Origin of the sequence: Helicobacter pylori FD535 (assembly GCF_000296015.2) — a bacterium.
GTDB classification, from domain to species: Bacteria; Campylobacterota; Campylobacteria; order Campylobacterales; family Helicobacteraceae; genus Helicobacter; species Helicobacter pylori_CT.
In genome coordinates, this window is sequence record NZ_AKHP02000021.1 from 40,583 (window position 1) to 57,838 (window position 17,256).

A 17,256-nucleotide genomic window follows, 5' to 3' on the forward strand; every position below is an offset into this window, starting at 1 on the left:
GACTGCATAGCAAATAGATACAAGTTTTAATACCATCAATTATCCTTTTTGGGCATTTTTTTACTATGTTCTTCTATAAACTTCATGCACGCAAACTTGTCTTTTTTTGTCATATCAGAAGCTTTTATTTGAAGAGTTTTTTCTATAGTTTCTACAAAATTAAGTTGTTTTTCAGTTGGAGGTATCATTTCTTTTTTTGTAGAAGAAATGTTGTTATTGCTATTATTTCTATATAAGTTAGAAATTTCTATGCCTAATTTCTTTTGGATATTTTGCATTAAATCAAGATAAGCACTTTTACCATCTTTTATAATCACATCTAACATTTCTTCTAATTTTTTTGTAAAACTATCATCCACTTTAGAAATAGCAATCCATTGTATTTGGTTATCATTCAAAAAGAAATCAACAATGCTTTTACCAAGAGCTGTGGGCGTGATCTTCCTATTTTTGCCCTCTAATGTAATGTAATTTTTGTTTTTTAAGGTCTCAAATACGCTTATATAAGTGCTAGGTCTTCCTATGCCATAGGTTTCCATCATTGCGATAAAAGTGCTTTCAGTATAAGGGCTAGGAGCTTTAGCTTTTAGTTCTTTGATATTAAAATCTAAAATAGGCATTTGAGTTTTTAATTGCAAGCTAGAAAAATCAAGATCGCTTTCAATCTCTTCTTCATCTTTCTTTTCTTCTTCTAAGTCTTTAATCGCTTTAAAGCCTTTAGATTTGAGTTTGCTAAAACTGCATTTAAAGCTGTGCGTTTTTACTTTAAAATTTAAAGTTGTGTTTTCATAAATAGCGTTTTTACTTTGAGAACAAATGGTGTTAAAAAAGATAAGCGTATAGACTTTTAAATCATCAATATCTGTAATATTGTGTTTCTCGCACACTTTTTTAAGATCTTCATAGCAGTGAGGGTGTGTAATTCTTATAGCCTCATGTGCTTCAGCTTGTGAATTTTTACCAGCCCTATATTCTCTGTATTCATACACGCTAGGATAAATATTTTCAAAAAACGCTTGATGCTCTTGCAAGTATTCTTTGCTTAACGCTTCACTATCGGTGCGAATATAAGTAATCAATCCAGCTTCAAAAAGTTTTTGGGCGTGTTCTTGGATTTGCTTAACACCCATTTCTAAAATTCTAACCCCATCTTTTAAAAGATTAGAAGTGGTGAAAGGTTTGGGTGGAGCTTTTTCTTTATCTTTTTGCTCTACTGAGTCTAAAAAAGCTAAGGGGTTAAGATTGTTTTTTAAATCATTTAAAAAGTTTTGGGCTAATTCTTTGGTATCAAACACTTTCCTTTTATTTTCTTCTACTAAAGTAATAGAGATTTGAGAACCTAACACATCAATAATAGCTTCTATGCTATAACTTAATTTCTCATCAATATTCTTTTGTTCAAAGGCTTGGATTTTTCTGTCTAATTCTACTAAAATGGAAAGAACAGGAGTTTGAACCCTACCAGCACTCACTTCAAAATTTTTAATGTTTTTGCGCAAATAAGGCGTCAAAGTAAAGCCTACAAATTGATCGCTTACAATCCTACCTAGCCAACTATAATATAGATTGAGATTGCTTTGAGAAAATAGCACAGCATTGTTCAAGCCTTTTTCTACACCGCTTTTTGTGATTTCATGAAACTCAGTGCGATAAATTGTTTTAGCTATATTTTTGATTTTTTCATAAAATTTATAACCTATACCATAACCCTCTCTATCAGGGTCAGTAGCAATATAGACCACTTTATTTTTACATTGATTTATCATATAGTTGATATGAATGGATTTATCCTTTTTCTTATCCGTGCTTTTTTTGATTTCAAAAATAGGATTAAATTCTTTACTCACTTCAATATTGACTAGCTCAACAAAATGCCCACCAGTCGCAAAAACAAATGAACTTCCTGTTAATTCTTTGATTTTAGCGATCTTATTGGGACTTTCTATGATAAATACGCAGTTTTTATACATATTGAACACTCTCGCTTTCTTTTTTCATTTTAGTTTTTAAATACTCTTCCTTATAAGTTTCTTGGTTTGTTTTTTTAAGGTCATTGAAAATTTTTCTATTACCAGCATTGCTATCAAGAATATAAAGCAGTTCTTGCAAATCTTTTTTTAAATCAATTTCAATAAAAGCTGAAGCGTTTGTAACGATATTTTTTACTAGCACTTGTCTGGCTCTCATATCCGTGTTGTGTAAGAAATTGATTTCGCTATCGCTTAATGGGATGCCGCATTCTATTAGTTCATCAGTATCTTTTGTGGGGTAGATAATCACTTGAGAAAGGTTTCCTATCAAACTCTTTGCTTTATCAATACCTAATTCTTTGACTTGAGATATTTTTTGAAACGCCATGCAAAGTGTTCCGTTGATTTTTCTAGCTTGAGCGAGCGCGTTAGCGATATAGGTAAACATTATAGGATGCATAATGTAGTCTTTAGTTTCATCAATGAATAGGAAAAAAGGTTTGTTGTGTTCCTTTGCTTCAAAAAACAATTTGTGGAACAAATACATAGCAATTAGCCCCATAAGTTTTTTATCATTAGCAAAAACATCCATATTGATCACGCTTAAAGGACTTTTAGAAAAGTCTAAACAATCTTGAAATTTTTTAAAATAGACTTTTTCCCCTTGTGATTTTAAAATCTCATTAAAATCTTGTTCGCTAGAGCCTAAATTTTTGGCAATTTCTAATAAGTTTATTTGATTTTTTTGTTCACCAATGTAATTATAAGTATCTCCAATAACCTTATCTATAGACTGAGAAGCCTTATTATCTTGTTGGTTATCGCTATCAATATTGAGCATAAATTTAATCCAGTTTGCCAGAAATTGCCTATTTTCTTCTGTATCTTTTAAACTGAAAGGGTTGATATAAAAACCACCATCTGTATTAGCAGTATTGTATTGACCTTCAAAAAAGTCAGTCATAATCTCTAAACCATTCATTCTGTCAAGAGCTACCACGCTCATATCGTATTTAGTCAGTAAATTGGCGATTAAAAAACTAATAAAAGTAGATTTACCGCTTCCTGTGCTACCAATTATCATGGTATGACCTACAACATTGTCGTTTCTATCTCTACCTTGCTTAGCTTGAAAATTGAAAAAGTGGGCTGATCCATTTTGATTTTTAAACACGCTGATAGGACAATCCCCCCAACTATTTTCTTTAAAGCCTTCTTGATATTTTTCAAACATAATCAAACTAGCAATATTTTGGCTAGTTTGAGGTCTTAGGCGTGAATTTAAAAAATTTCTTTCAGGAAAAAATGAAAAAAATATAGGACGCATGTTGATGCTTTCTAAGACCGCTGAAAAGCCTTCTTTTTTCAAAGTGTTATATACAATAATTGATTTTTTATCTAATTCTTTTTTAGAATTAGCAAAAACCATAATTGATAAACTAACTTTTTGTATTTGCGCTCTGTCGGTAGAAACCATTTGCTCTAAATATTCTATATTTTGATAGCTAATATCTTTAGAGCGTTTTTTACGCTCTCTAATAAAAAACAAAGCTCTTTCTTTATCCATAGCTTCTACGGTAAGCAAAATGTCTAAGTTAAACTTTTCACACAAAAGATTAGATAAAGCCAAAGAAGTGATATTATCCACATCATAAGCTTTCACAGCAATAAAACGCTTAAAAGTCTCTATTCCGTTATAGTCATGTATGAAGTGGTCTTTTTTAAAATATAAATGAGATTGGATATTCCCATCGCTCAATCGTCCTTGTTTGTATTTAAAATCACAATAATGACCATTGCAATATTCAGCGTATAAATTCAATAGATCGTCTGAACTTAAAAATTTAGGCTCAAAGTCTGTTAGTATGGAACTCATCTTATTTAAAATCTCAGCTAAAAGAGTTGCTTTATCTTGCAATTCTTTATTTTCTACCGCATTCTTTTTTATTTTATAAACTTCCTGTTTTTGTGCTTCTGAGTTTTTAAGATTATCTTTTAAAGGTTTCTCTTCATCATTATTTACATACTTATCAGTAGTCATTTTTGCTTTCCACTTTTCTAAAAGCCCTTTTATATTGACGCTTTTTGTTTCAATAATTAAATAGTAAGTCGTGATATAAAATTCTTTATTTTTTTCATAAGCATTAACAATTTTTTTAGCGTATTTACTCACGCCATCTTTGTTGTAAATAGTTTGAGTTTTTATATCTCTTCGTTTAGCAACAATTCTTAGCGTAACACCATCTATCAATTCATTTAAAGCTTGTGTTCTGTATAAAAATTGTGTAGCCACCTCTTCTTTATCAAAATTTGAATAAGTTATTCCACTTAAAGATATTGCTCCTACTAAGTTTCCTTTATGCGTTAACACAAACTTTTCATCAAATTTCCCATTAATATTGTTTTCTTGAACTAAAGAATATTGTCTAGGAATACAAAAACTTAAGAAATTGAAAATAAATTTTTTAAAACCCTCTAAACCAAGAAACATTTTTAAAACCCTTTAAGCATAATATTCTTTAGTGTCATTTTTTAGCGTTAGGTTTGCCAAAATAATGTTTGTAATATCTTCATCAAAAAATTCTAGTATGTAAAACATTGTTATTAATGCCACCAATAGCACCACGCCATATAATAAAGACCACACAAATAAGAAAGAAGCGCTCAAAAAAGAAATGATCCAACTATTCATATTAAGCTTTAAAAACTTCTCTTTTTTAGATATTTCTCTAACATTGATGGTCTCTACATAATTTAAAATCATTCACCCAACTCCAAATAATTTATTGGCAATAGTTTGAGCATTTGCAATAGCAATAGTGGCTAAAATTATCCCTATACATTTCCACGCAATTTCTCCTAGCCTGTCTAGGTTTTTAACTACATAAATACCAACACAAATCACAATAATTGCACCTATTGCTTTCATAAAAGGACCGCTAGTAAAATTGATGATTGTTTGTAATGCATTAGACTGCCACACGCCACTTCCATTTGCCAACAATAAATTGGGCATAGCTAACAGCATAAAATATAAAGCCTTTTCTTTGAAATTTTTACATTTCATAATCTACTCCTTGAATTGGTTTTTCATTTTCTTTTGTGTTGTTTTGTGAGATTGTTTGTTCTTGTGGTTTTAATAAGGCTAAGCACTCATTTTTAAGAGCTTCTAATTTTTCTTTTTTCTCACCATCAAAAAACAAAGATTGTTTCTCTATTCTTTCTAAAAAGTTTTTTATCACTTCATTATTAATATGATCATTACCGATTAAATTGGCTAACTTTAAGTCATCGTTACAATCCTTAGAATATGGGATAAAAACATTAGGCATATTTTCTGTATGTTTATAAATGATTTCTTCACTAATCTGTGTATAGATTTGTCCATTTTTATCATTGTCATAGGCTAAAACAATATTTAAAGACAAATCAGGTTTATTCACAGGCTCAGGCTCTGTGGTTTGAATTTGTGTGTTCTGTGTAAATAAATTACTCATTGCTCGTTGTTTTAAATGGGTTAAATCCATAATGCGTCCTTTTAAGATAATAGGTGTTGCATCATTGGGGCTTTTATAATACGCCCTTGATTGATCCACAGAAACTTTTTTATCTATGTAGTCATAAATACCCAAAGCCTTAGCACAAAAATTGTTAAAGGCGCTAAAATCATTGTTGCAATTAAAATCTTGACCTATAGTTTGTTGTGTAGGGATAATGATTCTAAATCTTTCAGCAATGTGTCCGTGCTTTTCTTTATTATGGTTTCTTGATGGGATAATGAGCGTTTCTATTCCATGTTTTTTAAAGAGATTTTTAGTCTCTTCTAGGCTAATATTAGGTTTATCTTTGTCATTATCTATATCAAAAATAAGCAAGTTAGAAAAGCCTTTGGTGTTATGGGTATTTCTATAGCCATTCTTATAAATCGCGCTTGAATAATGGTAGTTTGTAATCACCTTAACTAATTCATCTAAACTTTTTACACTTTCATTAACCCAATCTTTAGCTGGTATAAAATCTGTGCTACTAGGATATTTAGCCCTTGAAAAATGGATAGTTAAATTATCTCTAGTGGTATTTGTTTTATTTTCAATTCTTGTTTGAGTGCCTTTATACAATTCAAAGCTCTGAACTTTTTTAATATAGTCAGCGTATTCTTTGCTTTTAGATTGCTCAATATCGCTCAATAATTTTTCTAAAAAAGCGTCTAATTTATTAGCATTAAATTGCCCATTACAGCTTAATAGAATACTTTCATAAGCATTGAGCTTTCTTAATTGCAAATAACTCATGCTATCAATAATGCTTTCACTTAAAACAATATTTTTAATCAGCTTTAAATCCTTAGGGGCAAGCATTTCTATACCTTTTTCCCCCTTATTTAAAGCATTGATAGGTCTATTTAATACTTGATTATTTAAGCTAGTCATAGGATTTTCCAAGCGTCTAGTGTAAGAAATGATCTTATTAGAATGGCTATTTTTGGAATATAAGAAGTTAGGCACACACATGTTATTATGTTTGTCTCTTTTTAAAGAGTGGTTATAGGCTAAAAAGAGATTACCATTAAGCTTTCTTTTTTCTAACATTTTGGAATTGGTTAAATCATAAAGTTCAAATTGGTTGAATTTGTCAATAATTTTTTGTTGCTCTTTAAGTTTATCTGCTTCTTTATTAATTAGTTTAGAGACATTTTCTTTTATGGTATCATCGTTTGCTATTAAACCTTGCGTAAAATCCATTAAATCTAAATTTCTGTTCTTACAAAAATTGATAATATTACCGCTATCAGCCTTATTGTCGCAGTTTAAATAAAACCATTGAAAATTAGCATTTTGTTTTACAAGAAGCTTTTCATTACTATTACTATAAACTTTCCAAATTTTAGTACTTTTTTGTGCGTTCAATCTATAACCATTTCTTTCTAAAAGGCCATCTAGTGGTAAGTGTATAGCGTTCTTTACATAAGCCATAATCAAGCCTTTATGCGCATCCTCTTAAATCTTTAGATTTAACGCTCAATTTATTAAAAGCTCTTTGCAAATTTTTCAATACAATAGCTTTTTGATAAGGGCATTTGTTACTAGGGAGCGCTTTTTTGCTCAAGCTTTTATAATTAAGCGTAAAAATTGTCTGTGTGTCATTCAAAGGGTTAAAACTAAAAAGTAAGTCGTTAAATTGTCTGAATTTATTAAAAACAATCTCTTTAAGCTCGCAAATTTGACTATTAATTCTATACTTCACGCTTTTTAGCCTTTGTGTGTTCTTTTGTAAAAAGTTAATAATTTTTAAAAAAAAGGGGGAAGGGAGTGTGTTTTTATTGAATTTACTCCCTTGAAACTCCTTATTTTTTGTGAAATCTTTTAAATAGATATACACATAGCCTGGCTTATTTTTTACCGCTTCAATTAACCCTTGAGCTTCCAAATCATTGATTGCGTTTCTTAAAGACCTATCTACACACTGATGCACTTGCGTGTAATAGTGCCTACTTAATGCAATTTTATTGCTTTTTGAACTTAGTGCAAGCTCACAAAGCTCTCTGTAAAGCCTTCTAGACCCAACCCCACCAAATAAAGTGCTATAAAACCTATCTTCAACAACTTTTCTAAAGATTTCTACATTAACATTTGGATAGTTTTTGAAATAAAATTGTTGTGTCTTTTTGGAAAATTTAACATTGTCTAAAAACATTTCTTGGCACTCTTTAGAATTTAAGTGCAGTTTAGGGATTTTAAAAAACTTCATAAACTTCCTTTTAAAAGAAGCTCAGATAAGAGTTCTATAAATAATTACATTCTCTAAAGAATAATTTCAAATATCTTACAAAAATTCAAAATCATCTTTTCTTTTTCTCTTTCTTCTTTTTTAGAATAATATTTGGCTTTGGCCAGATTAACCCCCACAAAACATTCAAATAAAGATTTGGGTGCGTTTAAGTTTGATAGCTGGAGTTGGGCGTCAATCTCTGCATTTTTCTTATAATGTTTTTCTTCTTGAACATTTTCTCTCTCTTTAATCAAAAGGTTTTTTAAAAGATTTTCTACTAGAAAATAAATTCCATCTCTGTATTTTTCTAAGTCCCCTCTCGTTAAAGAAAACCCATCTTGTGATTTCTCGCCATGCTTGTCTTTATTCCTGTATTTTTTTATATCATGCAAATCTTGTAAAAAACTGGGGTATTTTTTGGCCAAAGCTTGCATGACTTTTTCCTCATAGCGCAATAAAGCGTTTAATCTAGAGTTGTTTAAACCCTTTGGAATCCGTTCAAAACCTAAACGCATGAATTTCTTTGACAAATCTTCTGCTTTGTATGTTTCTAAAGCGTGTCCTTTCAAGCTTGGTGTTTCATCAAAAATTTGTTCATAAATATCATACAAAGCCCCACAAATTTCAAGCTTTTTTGGATTGTTATATAGGTTTTTTAAATTATGTTCAATTGCATGCAATCTGTCATCAAATGCCGTAGGTTTTTTAAAAACTTTGATTCGTTTTGACGGCTTAGATTCGCCAGTTTGGGTGTATTGTTTTTTCTTCCATTTTTCAAACCATATAGGATTAGTTTCTAATAATTTTTCTGCCATCTTTTCAATAGGGTGATTCTTGCATTCCACTCTTATTTCTTTACTATCATCAAAGGCTTTGGCATGCAAATAATAAACTCCTCCTAAAACATGCCAACTCACCACTTTCACATGGCGTAAAGTATCTTGCTTGTGGTATTTTATAGATGTCTCTATCGTTTTATGGATTATTATCTCATTCACATTTAATGACTTGTTATTTTCTTTTGAATAGTATAGGCTCTCTGCCTTAAAACTAGAGTCTGCAAAAAAACTCCACTATATTATTTTTTAACTCTTTTCCATCTATAGCTCTGACACGCTCCAAATCCACAAAATGCAAAAATTCTTGATTGATTAAATTGTAGTAAAAATGTGCATGAATTTTTTTATACTCTTCAAGCGTTTTAGTCTCAATCTTTTCTAAAATAGGCTTTAACAGATCCAACTCACCCCCAAACCCTAAAAAATCTTTTAAGTCTTCATCTTTTACCCCTAATTCTTTTAGTTTTAAAGTGCATTTTTCTATTGCATTTAACCCTAAATCATTATGCCCAATTTCTAATTCTACGCAATAAATTCTGCAAGGAACCAACAGATGTTTATCGCAAACAGAATGATTTTCAAAGTTAATAATTTTCATAAAATTTTACCCCTTTCTTTACATAATTGTAAAAACTCAAACAGGCCTGAGACCTTATTTTTTGCTTCTGGTGTTTCAAATTTCTCTCTATCCCCTGCTACAATGAGCGCTCTTTTTTGGCGACTCAAGGCCACACACAGACGCAGAGAGTCTTTTAAAAACCCAAAACCCTCAGTATGGTGAGTTCTTACGCTTGATAAAAACACAACATCAAATTCCTTACCTTGAAAGCTATCCACCGTGCCTATCTCCAAATTAGCGTATCCTTTTAAAGCTTGTTCTAATAGCCTTTTTTGCTCGCTAAAAAAAGTAATCACCCCAAAAGTGAAATCTGGCTCATCTTTCATAAAAAGGTCTAAGCATTTTTTAATTGCTGTAATTTCACTCTCCCTATAGTAAGAACCATCAGCATTCCTTTTTTCTTTAGGATTTTTGACATCTATCCAGGTGCAAGGCTTGTTATGCAAATTTGTCAGATTGTGTTTGAAATGATTTTCTTCTAAATGCTCTCCTTTTAAAGGCGATTCAAAACTTTCACCATGAGGTTTATAAAAAACACCGCTCACTAATTCCCCCAACAAGAGATGCATTCTGTATTGCATGTTTAGGGTAATAAAACGCTCCTTACCATCTAGCTCTTTTAACTTTTGAGCTCTTTCTTTGAGTTTCTTAAACATGCTGTCCTTTAGAGCTTTTTCTATCTCATCTTGCGCATCTTGACTCTCATCTTCAAGTTTTTTTCCTATCTCATCGTCTAAATAATGCGGCAATTGTCTGTCATCGCCCACCAAAATAATGCGCTCTTTGGCTAATGCCATCACCATAAGCAGCTCTAAGGGGTTAGCCTTGGCCGCTTCATCAACAATCACGCTATCAAAATCAGGGGTTTCTTTTCTTTTTAATGCTTTATTGTGTTGCCCTGTGGTGCTAGAAAAGACAAAATTATAATCCCTTAACAAGCCCTCTAAATCCCATGGAGTTCTTTCTAGAACGCTCAGATATTCCAATAAAACTCTGATGCGTTTGTCATTAGGGCTTTGAGAAGAAAGAATTTCTAGCAGGTCATTAGCTAAGGACACTACTTCTTCGTTGGGTTTAGGAATTTCATATTCTCTTTTAGGGGCATTCTTTTCTAACAATCTCATTTTAAGCTCTTGTAATTTTTCTAAATTTGGCTTAACTGATTCCAAAAGCTCTCTGTCTTCTTTGGTAAGATTTTCTTTAAACTGGCTTTCTAAAAGATCGTAATTACGCATAACTCCATCATCTTCAAACCCCTCTTGTGTGGCGCGTAAAGCATAGATAACGGATAGGTTTGGCGGGCATTTTTGTTTTTGTTGCCTTGCTTTTAATTGGCTTAGCTTTTCACGCATAGAAGGATTAAAAAAGATCGCATTTTTTTTCTATTTCTTTTAAAAATTCCAATTCGCTGATAGGCGAACTATAGTAGTGCCTGAGAGCTTCTTCTAAATCCAAAATTTTTTCTATATTTTCATAATCCCCTAATTCTTGCAGTTTTTTCCTCACGCTTTCTATGAGTATTTCAGCAAACTCTCTCAATCGCTCATTCAATCTTTCATCTTGCTTGTATTGTTCTTCTTCAGCATTTTTTTTAGCACCAAATTTAAAAGTGGGCAATCTCCCTACTTTGATGCGCTCACGTGCATTGTTAGTCGCATCATGCCCTTGAGCGCACAGTAAAATTTGCCCCTTGATATTTTTATCCTTAGGGTATTCTTCAAACAATCTCTCACAAATGGCATTGATCACAGTGGTTTTGCCCGTTCCAGGAGACCCTTGGATAATAGCAATATCAGGGGTATTTAGAGCGATCTCTATGGCTTTTTTTTTGATTTTCTGTGGGATCATTCTTAAAAATCTTCTTTTCAACTCTTTTGGTTAATCCTAAAGCTCTTGTTTGATAACTTGATAAAATCTCTTTTAAGGCTTCATCCATCGTGTCTGCAGTATCATTATCGCTATCACTATCTTTTTCATTCTCTTTAATGTTTAAAATTAATCCTAAATTAGGATTGGCGCTCAAACCTTTTTTGTTTTATCTAATGCGTTACATTGTTCTTTAAGCGTATTTAGATCCCCCATATAATTTAAATGAAAAGCATCGCTCTCTTTTATGGAAGGATTGTCATCTATGATAAAATCATCCCCACTAATGTCTTTAATCATTATTGATTGGCTGTTGTTTTTAGAAATTTGTTTCTTTTGCCCAGAAATAAGATTGATTAAGCTTTCTTCATTTTGTGGGTCTAATTCCTCTAAAACCCCTAAATCACTCCCCTCTTCTAATTGTGATTTTTTCTTTAAGATTTCCATTTTATTCTTGTCTAAAGCTGACTTAAAACGAATTCTTAAATTCCCTCCTGCTTTACCCACGCTTTCAATCTCTAAAACCCCCACTTCTTTTGCCTCATTAAAACTTTTTTGAGCGCTTTTAATGAGATATTGTTCCCAAATTTTTAAATAAGATTTGTTATCTTGCTGGATCTGGTCTAAAAGGCTCGTTCGCATGGTTTTTGTGGTTTTATCATTAAACTCTAATGAACCTTGAAAAAACAAACACAAACCAGGTACTAGCTCTTGTTTAATGGGTTTTAAACTTATCGCTTCATAAGAATGCCTATTATTTATCAAAGCGTGCTTAACGCTTAATTCCCCCTTGGTATTTAACAAGCTGAAATATTCTTTTAAAACCTCTCCACTATTCTCTTTATCCTCTTTATCCTCATATTCATAAGGCAATACGCACACAAAATAAGTAAAATCAGCCATTTTTAAAATACAAGTTTCTTTAAAATCTTTTAGGTTTTTGTCTTTGCCCATATCTTTTAGTAACTTTTTTACGATTGTTTCTTTGAAATTAATGTTTAACGCTTCAGTAAGAATTTTTATAGGGCGTTTGAAGAAATGGCACTTCAATTCTAAAACTTGTCTTTCTTGGTTTTGGCTTAAATTTTGGCTTAAATTTAGGACTTGAGCCACAAGAAAAGCGTTACTGCAAAAAGCGTTTTTAATTTCTTTTTCTTTGGCTTTGCCTATGATCTCTAATTCCAAATAACGCTCTTTATCTAAATGAAAATATATTTTATCTTTTTCAATCTTTAATAATCCCAATTTTTCTCTATCTTTTAGCTCTAGTTTTGTGGTATTGAGATTATAAGCCTTGATGACACTATCTTCTTTGATAAAACTCAGCATTTTTGAACCTTAATTAAAAAATCATTGTATGAAATAGTCAATTCTTTTTCTAAATCTATTTCTATCCTATAGTGATCCAATCTTTTATCATTGACTAGAGTCTTTTCTTGTTGTATGTCATGATGAAAAATCAATACATTACCAGCAATCTCTGCAAACTCCCGTTCGCTTTTAACCACTTCAATCCCCTTAAATAAGGTTATCGGTAAAGAAATAGGGTTTGTAAAATTCGATGCAAAATAAAAAACTTCGCTATTTTGGTAATAACTTGTTGCTACAAGTCTGATAGGTTTTTTAGCATCGCAATAAGGGCAAATCTCATGTTCTCTATCATAATAAGTCATTGAACAATTTTCACATTCTAACACTTGTAAGCTAGCTTTTTCTAAGCTCTCTATCAATAAGGGCATAGTAGGGCGTTTCAAAGGATCTTTTTTGCCTTTTTCAAAGCATTGCGCTAATAATTTTTTTAAATCCCTTGTTAAAAAATAAGGCAATAAGCCGCAAGAACTATTGCTATTATCCTCACTATCTTCAATCCAAGGCAATTCTATAAAATTTTCTATATCACCATCTGCCCTATTCCCGTCAAAAGGATGAACCATATTTAGGAGTTCATAAGCTATGATGGCAAAAGAAAAGGTATCGCTAAGCATGGTGTTGCAATTGGTTGTATCGCTATTTTTAGAGGTTTTGCTAATCTCTAAAGCCCCATAGTTAGGCGTAAAAAATAATGCATAAGGCTTTTTCGCTCTCATAACGCACATTATCCGCATCAATTAAAAACGCTGAATTATCTTTATAAAACACATTGTTTAAATTCAAGTCCCCATACACCAAACCCTTACTTTGCAATCTGAATAGAAGCTTTGCTAAATGGGTGAGTATTTTTAATCGTGATCTCAATCCTTGTGTTTGTGAGTAATAACTTAAACTTAAAGCCATATGATGGTTATCTTTGCAAAGTTCTTGAATGGCATTATTGATCTTGAAAATCCCATCTTTTTCTTCGTTTTCTAAAATACTAGGCTTCTTCAAAAAAGTTTTTAGTGGTTTATAGCCCTCAGCCATTTTCATCACATAGCCTTGTTTTTCTCTCAAAGTTACCAGTGGAATTGACATAGGGAAATGACTCTCTATCGGCTTAAAAGATAAATTTAAAACGCTTTTTTCATATTGTTTGAGAGATTCTCTGTCTTTAATGAAATCCCCATCTCTCAATACTACCTTAATAACCACATCCTTATCCAAACAGCGATACACTATACCCTGTCCGCCTTCTCCTAAAACTTCTATAATCTTATGGATATTCCCCTCACTATCAACAATTTCTTCTAGCTCCATAAACTATCCTTTCTATACGCTATGATCAAACTCGTATCATCATAAAATTTATGATTCTTTAGGAGCGCGTAGCACTTTTTTGATGCCTTTTTTTATGTTTAAATTCACTGATTATGTCCTTAACAAAATCCAAGCGTCTTGCATCTATTAAGCTTTCATCTAATCCATCCGTGCATAAGAATAACGCATCAATTTTTTTACTCTCCAAAACTTCCCAAGTTAAAAGCGTATTGCGATCAAAAGGTGTTGTGAAATGCGCTAAATCTTGCTTATCCTCTCTTAATAATCTATGTTCTTTTCCTAAAACAGCTAACAATCCATCACCCACTTTACCTATAAACGCCTTTTCTTTGCCAATAAAAACCAGTTGCAGAGTGCTTAATGCATGACGAACTTCCAAAGGATAGAGCAGACACTCCCAAATACTAAAAATAACTTTATTCAATAACGCTAAATTGCAACCTTGTATATCAATAGTATTTAGGGCTTTTTCTACGCTCTCGCACAATTTTTTAGCCCCAATTTGTGAATCTTTTTTACTCCCTAAACCATCGCACAAAACAAGCAATAACCCCTTTTGATTTTTTCTGATTAAAAAAGCGTCTTGATTAGGCAATCTAGCATACGCATGGTATGCTCCCCTAATAGAAGCCCCAAACGCTTTAAAATCTCTCATTGCTTAATCATCCACTTTCTTCATGAATTGCAATACTTGAAAAATTTCAGCACTATCAAACACTTTAGAAGAGATTTCTTTAAGTTTGATCCTATTGGCATCCGCTCCAAAAGCCACACTGGATTTAACTTGAATTTCTTCTGTAAAATGCCCATCGTTCAACAACAAAGCATCTTCAAACTCCCCGTTTAAACCCTTTAAATCCCACTTTTGTATATCTATATTTTTATTTTCAGCCAATTGCTCAAAAGCTAAAAGCCATAATTGAAGGGCTTCTTTTTTCCCGTTTTCATTCATAGATCCTGAATTATCTATAATGATCTTCATGCTTTCTCTTTAAAGAGTTTAAAATATCTATCAACTTCATCGTTTAAATCCATAAACAAAGCGTTTTTATGGCGTAAAGATTTTAAATCATTCATCTGGAATCCAGTTCAACTTTTTAATTGAAGCAGAACCCTTGCTAATGGTTTGGGTCATGATTTCAAATAACCCTACTAACTTTTCCACATCATCTGCGTAAAATACGCCATCTTTGCCAAAATCCTTATTAACTTGCAGGTTGGCTTCTCTATCGCCAATAAAAATGCTCCAACACACACTTTTAGCGCTTCTTCCATCATGGTGGAAGTTAAACAAAGGCTCTTGCCACTCATCATTATTTGGCTCACCATCCGAGACTAAAATACTATAAGGCTTATAGAATTTAGTAGGGAAAGTTTCTCTGTCTTCAATAAGATCCTTAGCCAATTTAAATGCTTGTTCTAAAGGAGTGCCACCACTCGCGTTTAAAGGCTCAAAGTCAATGTTTTTTATACCATCAAAGGATGTGTGCAAATAACTCTTTTTTAGCTTCTTGCTTTAAAGTTTCTATCATTTTTTGAACACAACGATTAAGCACTCCAATGCGTGTATGACTACCCAAAGACTCATTCATTGAACCACTCGTATCTAACAATAAAAATACCGGAATAAATCGTTCTTCCATAGAATATTTACTGAAATCTAATGCCATAATACCTCCTTATAATACTTATAACAATTATCTTTTTACGATAACAGAAATAATTTTTCGCACTAAAAAACCCAATCAAAAAAATAAAACACAATCTGATTAAAGCATTCATTTCAGCACTCTTTTTGATGATTTTATAAGCTTTTGAGTATAGTAGACTTAGACTTAGCTTAAGAGTGCCTGAATTTTGGGGTAGCAAGCCGACTCTATGGTTTGTCTTAAGGCAAAGAAATAAAAAACAATACCACCAATAAAATCAAGCATGCAAAAACAACCATCAAAAAGTCAAACCTAAAACCACAGAGCCTATGCAGGAAAAAAGATTTGTTTGAAAACATGGCAGAGAAGAGGCACGTTAATTGGTAAGTTTTATGAGTAGGGAAGACTTCAAACAACCTTTCATCGGTTTAGAGTATAAAAAACTAAAAAGTTAAAAACAATAAAACAATCAATAATGAAAAAAGATAAAAAGCAAGACTAAAAAACATTTCCCTATCCCTGCACCGACCTACATTCCCACTCTTGAAAAGAGCAGTATTATCAGCGATGAAGAGCTTGACTTCCAGGTTCGGAATGGTTAACTGGGTAGTTCCTCTTCTCTAAAGGCACAAGGAAAAGGGAGCTAAAGATAAAGCGCATTTACCCTTAACTCCCCTTTCTCTTTATAGGGAGCTGTTTTTTAACAAAGAAGATCGTTAATAGCCCTTAATCTTAAACCATTGAGAGAGTATCTCATTCTAATCAAAGTTTATAATATAAAAGTCTTTATAAAACTCCAACTCTCTTACACTCAGTAAGGCAGTGGTAACTTATCCATGCTCTATTGCCGTTATCTTATACAAAAAGCAAAAAACAAGCCAAACGCTCTATTAGTAGTAGTCAGCTAAACGCATTACTGCACTTACACATCTACCCTATCAAGCACATAGTCTTTGTGCGAGCTTCAGGGAAAGTTTATCTTGGAGTTGGCTTCCTGCTTAGATGCTTTCAGCAGTTATCACATCCGTGTGTAGCTACCCAGCGATGCTCTTGGCAGAACAACTGGTGCACCAGTGACACATCCATCCCGGTCCTCTCGTACTAGGGACAGCTCTCCTCAACTTTCCTACGCCCACGGCAGATAGGGACCGAACTGTCTCACGACGTTCTGAACCCAGCTCGCGTACCGCTTTAAATGGCGAACAGCCATACCCTTGGGACCTGCTCCAGCCCCAGGATGCGATGAGCCGACATCGAGGTGCCAAACCTCCCCGTCGATGTGAGCTCTTGGGGGAGATCAGCCTGTTATCCCCGGGGTACCTTTTATCCTTTGAGCGATGGCCCTTCCACACAGAACCACCGGATCACTATGACCGACTTTCGTCTCTGCTTGACTTGTATGTCTTACAGTCAGGCTGGCTTGTGCCATTACACTCAACTTGCGATTTCCAACCGCAATGAGCCAACCTTTGCAAGCCTCCGTTACTTTTTAGGAGGCGACCGCCCCAGTCAAACTACCCACCAAGCATTGTCCTGCCTGTGGATAACACAGGCCAGTTAGCTAACAGAAACATCAAGGGTGGTATCTCAAGGATGGCTCCATAAGAGCCAAAGCCCTTACTTCAAAGCCTCCCACCTATCCTGCGCATGATATTCCCGTTAGCAGTGCTAAGTTGTAGTAAAGGTCCACGGGGTCTTTCCGTCTTGCCGCGGGTAGGAGGAATTTTCACCTCCACTACAATTTCACTGAATCTCTGGTTGAGACAGCTCCCATCTCGTTACGCCATTCATGCAGGTCGGTATTTAACCGACAAGGAATTTCGCTACCTTAGGACCGTTATAGTTACGGC

At 33.1% G+C, this 17,256-nt stretch carries 8 protein-coding genes, 2 rRNA genes and 5 pseudogenes; all 15 read right to left on the reverse strand.

The features are described from left to right. Positions 1 to 35: 35 nt before the first annotated feature. On the reverse strand, positions 36 to 1,970 hold the full coding sequence (locus DV63_RS12700) for a type IA DNA topoisomerase (RefSeq protein ID WP_000277562.1): 1,935 nt from the start codon (positions 1,968 to 1,970) through the stop codon (positions 36 to 38). Continuing rightward, positions 1,963 to 4,461, reverse strand: a complete 2,499-nt coding sequence (locus DV63_RS12705) for a VirB4 family type IV secretion/conjugal transfer ATPase (RefSeq protein WP_000478381.1) — start codon at positions 4,459 to 4,461, stop codon at positions 1,963 to 1,965. The genes DV63_RS12700 and DV63_RS12705 overlap by 8 nt, the downstream gene beginning before the upstream one ends. A 12-nt stretch (positions 4,462 to 4,473) precedes the next feature. Then, positions 4,474 to 4,734, reverse strand: coding sequence for a hypothetical protein (locus DV63_RS12710; RefSeq protein ID WP_000602756.1), 261 nt, complete (start codon positions 4,732 to 4,734; stop codon positions 4,474 to 4,476). Further along, on the reverse strand, positions 4,735 to 5,037 hold the full coding sequence (locus DV63_RS12715) for a TrbC/VirB2 family protein (RefSeq protein WP_000649840.1): 303 nt from the start codon (positions 5,035 to 5,037) through the stop codon (positions 4,735 to 4,737). After that, positions 5,027 to 6,943, reverse strand: coding sequence for a toprim domain-containing protein (locus tag DV63_RS12720; RefSeq protein ID WP_000332142.1), 1,917 nt, complete (start codon positions 6,941 to 6,943; stop codon positions 5,027 to 5,029). Before DV63_RS12720 ends, DV63_RS12715 begins: the two co-directional genes overlap by 11 nt. A 10-nt stretch (positions 6,944 to 6,953) precedes the next feature. After that, positions 6,954 to 7,718, reverse strand: coding sequence for a hypothetical protein (locus tag DV63_RS12725; RefSeq protein WP_000667731.1), 765 nt, complete (start codon positions 7,716 to 7,718; stop codon positions 6,954 to 6,956). A gap of 56 nt (positions 7,719 to 7,774) precedes the next feature. Next, positions 7,775 to 9,176, reverse strand: a pseudogene (locus tag DV63_RS0209220) (hypothetical protein); the annotation flags it as partial. Continuing rightward, positions 9,173 to 12,392: pseudogene (locus DV63_RS18640) on the reverse strand (DEAD/DEAH box helicase). The pseudogenes DV63_RS18640 and DV63_RS0209220, both read right to left, overlap by 4 nt. Continuing rightward, positions 12,386 to 13,736 (reverse strand): annotated as a pseudogene (locus DV63_RS18645) (protein kinase domain-containing protein). Before DV63_RS18645 ends, DV63_RS18640 begins: the two co-directional pseudogenes overlap by 7 nt. A gap of 58 nt (positions 13,737 to 13,794) precedes the next feature. Then, entirely contained in the window at positions 13,795 to 14,412 is a 618-nt protein-coding gene (locus tag DV63_RS0209255) for a protein phosphatase 2C domain-containing protein (RefSeq protein WP_031202330.1), read from the reverse strand. A 3-nt stretch (positions 14,413 to 14,415) separates the two neighbouring features. After that, complete coding sequence (locus DV63_RS18370) at positions 14,416 to 14,739, reverse strand: hypothetical protein (RefSeq protein ID WP_000691342.1); 324 nt, start codon at positions 14,737 to 14,739, stop codon at positions 14,416 to 14,418. A gap of 87 nt (positions 14,740 to 14,826) precedes the next feature. Continuing rightward, positions 14,827 to 15,427 (reverse strand): annotated as a pseudogene (locus tag DV63_RS12760) (vWA domain-containing protein). 218 nt (positions 15,428 to 15,645) lie between these two features. Beyond that, a pseudogene (locus tag DV63_RS18540) lies at positions 15,646 to 15,834 on the reverse strand (hypothetical protein); the annotation flags it as partial. 88 nt (positions 15,835 to 15,922) lie between these two features. Then, positions 15,923 to 16,040 (reverse strand): 5S ribosomal RNA (gene rrf, locus DV63_RS12765). A gap of 235 nt (positions 16,041 to 16,275) precedes the next feature. Then, a 23S ribosomal RNA gene (locus DV63_RS12770) occupies positions 16,276 to 17,256 on the reverse strand; the annotation flags it as partial.

Excerpts from the sequence above, each read along its gene's own strand:
- DV63_RS12700 (WP_000277562.1), bottom strand. The coding sequence starts at position 1,970 with ATGTATAAAAACTGCGTATTTATCATAGAAAGTCCCAATAAGATCGCT.
- DV63_RS12705 (WP_000478381.1), bottom strand. The coding sequence starts at position 4,461 with ATGTTTCTTGGTTTAGAGGGTTTTAAAAAATTTATTTTCAATTTCTTA.
- DV63_RS12710 (WP_000602756.1), bottom strand. The coding sequence starts at position 4,734 with ATGATTTTAAATTATGTAGAGACCATCAATGTTAGAGAAATATCTAAA.
- DV63_RS12715 (WP_000649840.1), bottom strand. The coding sequence starts at position 5,037 with ATGAAATGTAAAAATTTCAAAGAAAAGGCTTTATATTTTATGCTGTTA.
- DV63_RS12720 (WP_000332142.1), bottom strand. The coding sequence starts at position 6,943 with ATGGCTTATGTAAAGAACGCTATACACTTACCACTAGATGGCCTTTTA.
- DV63_RS12725 (WP_000667731.1), bottom strand. The coding sequence starts at position 7,718 with ATGAAGTTTTTTAAAATCCCTAAACTGCACTTAAATTCTAAAGAGTGC.
- DV63_RS0209255 (WP_031202330.1), bottom strand. The coding sequence starts at position 14,412 with ATGAGAGATTTTAAAGCGTTTGGGGCTTCTATTAGGGGAGCATACCAT.
- DV63_RS18370 (WP_000691342.1), bottom strand. The coding sequence starts at position 14,739 with ATGAAGATCATTATAGATAATTCAGGATCTATGAATGAAAACGGGAAA.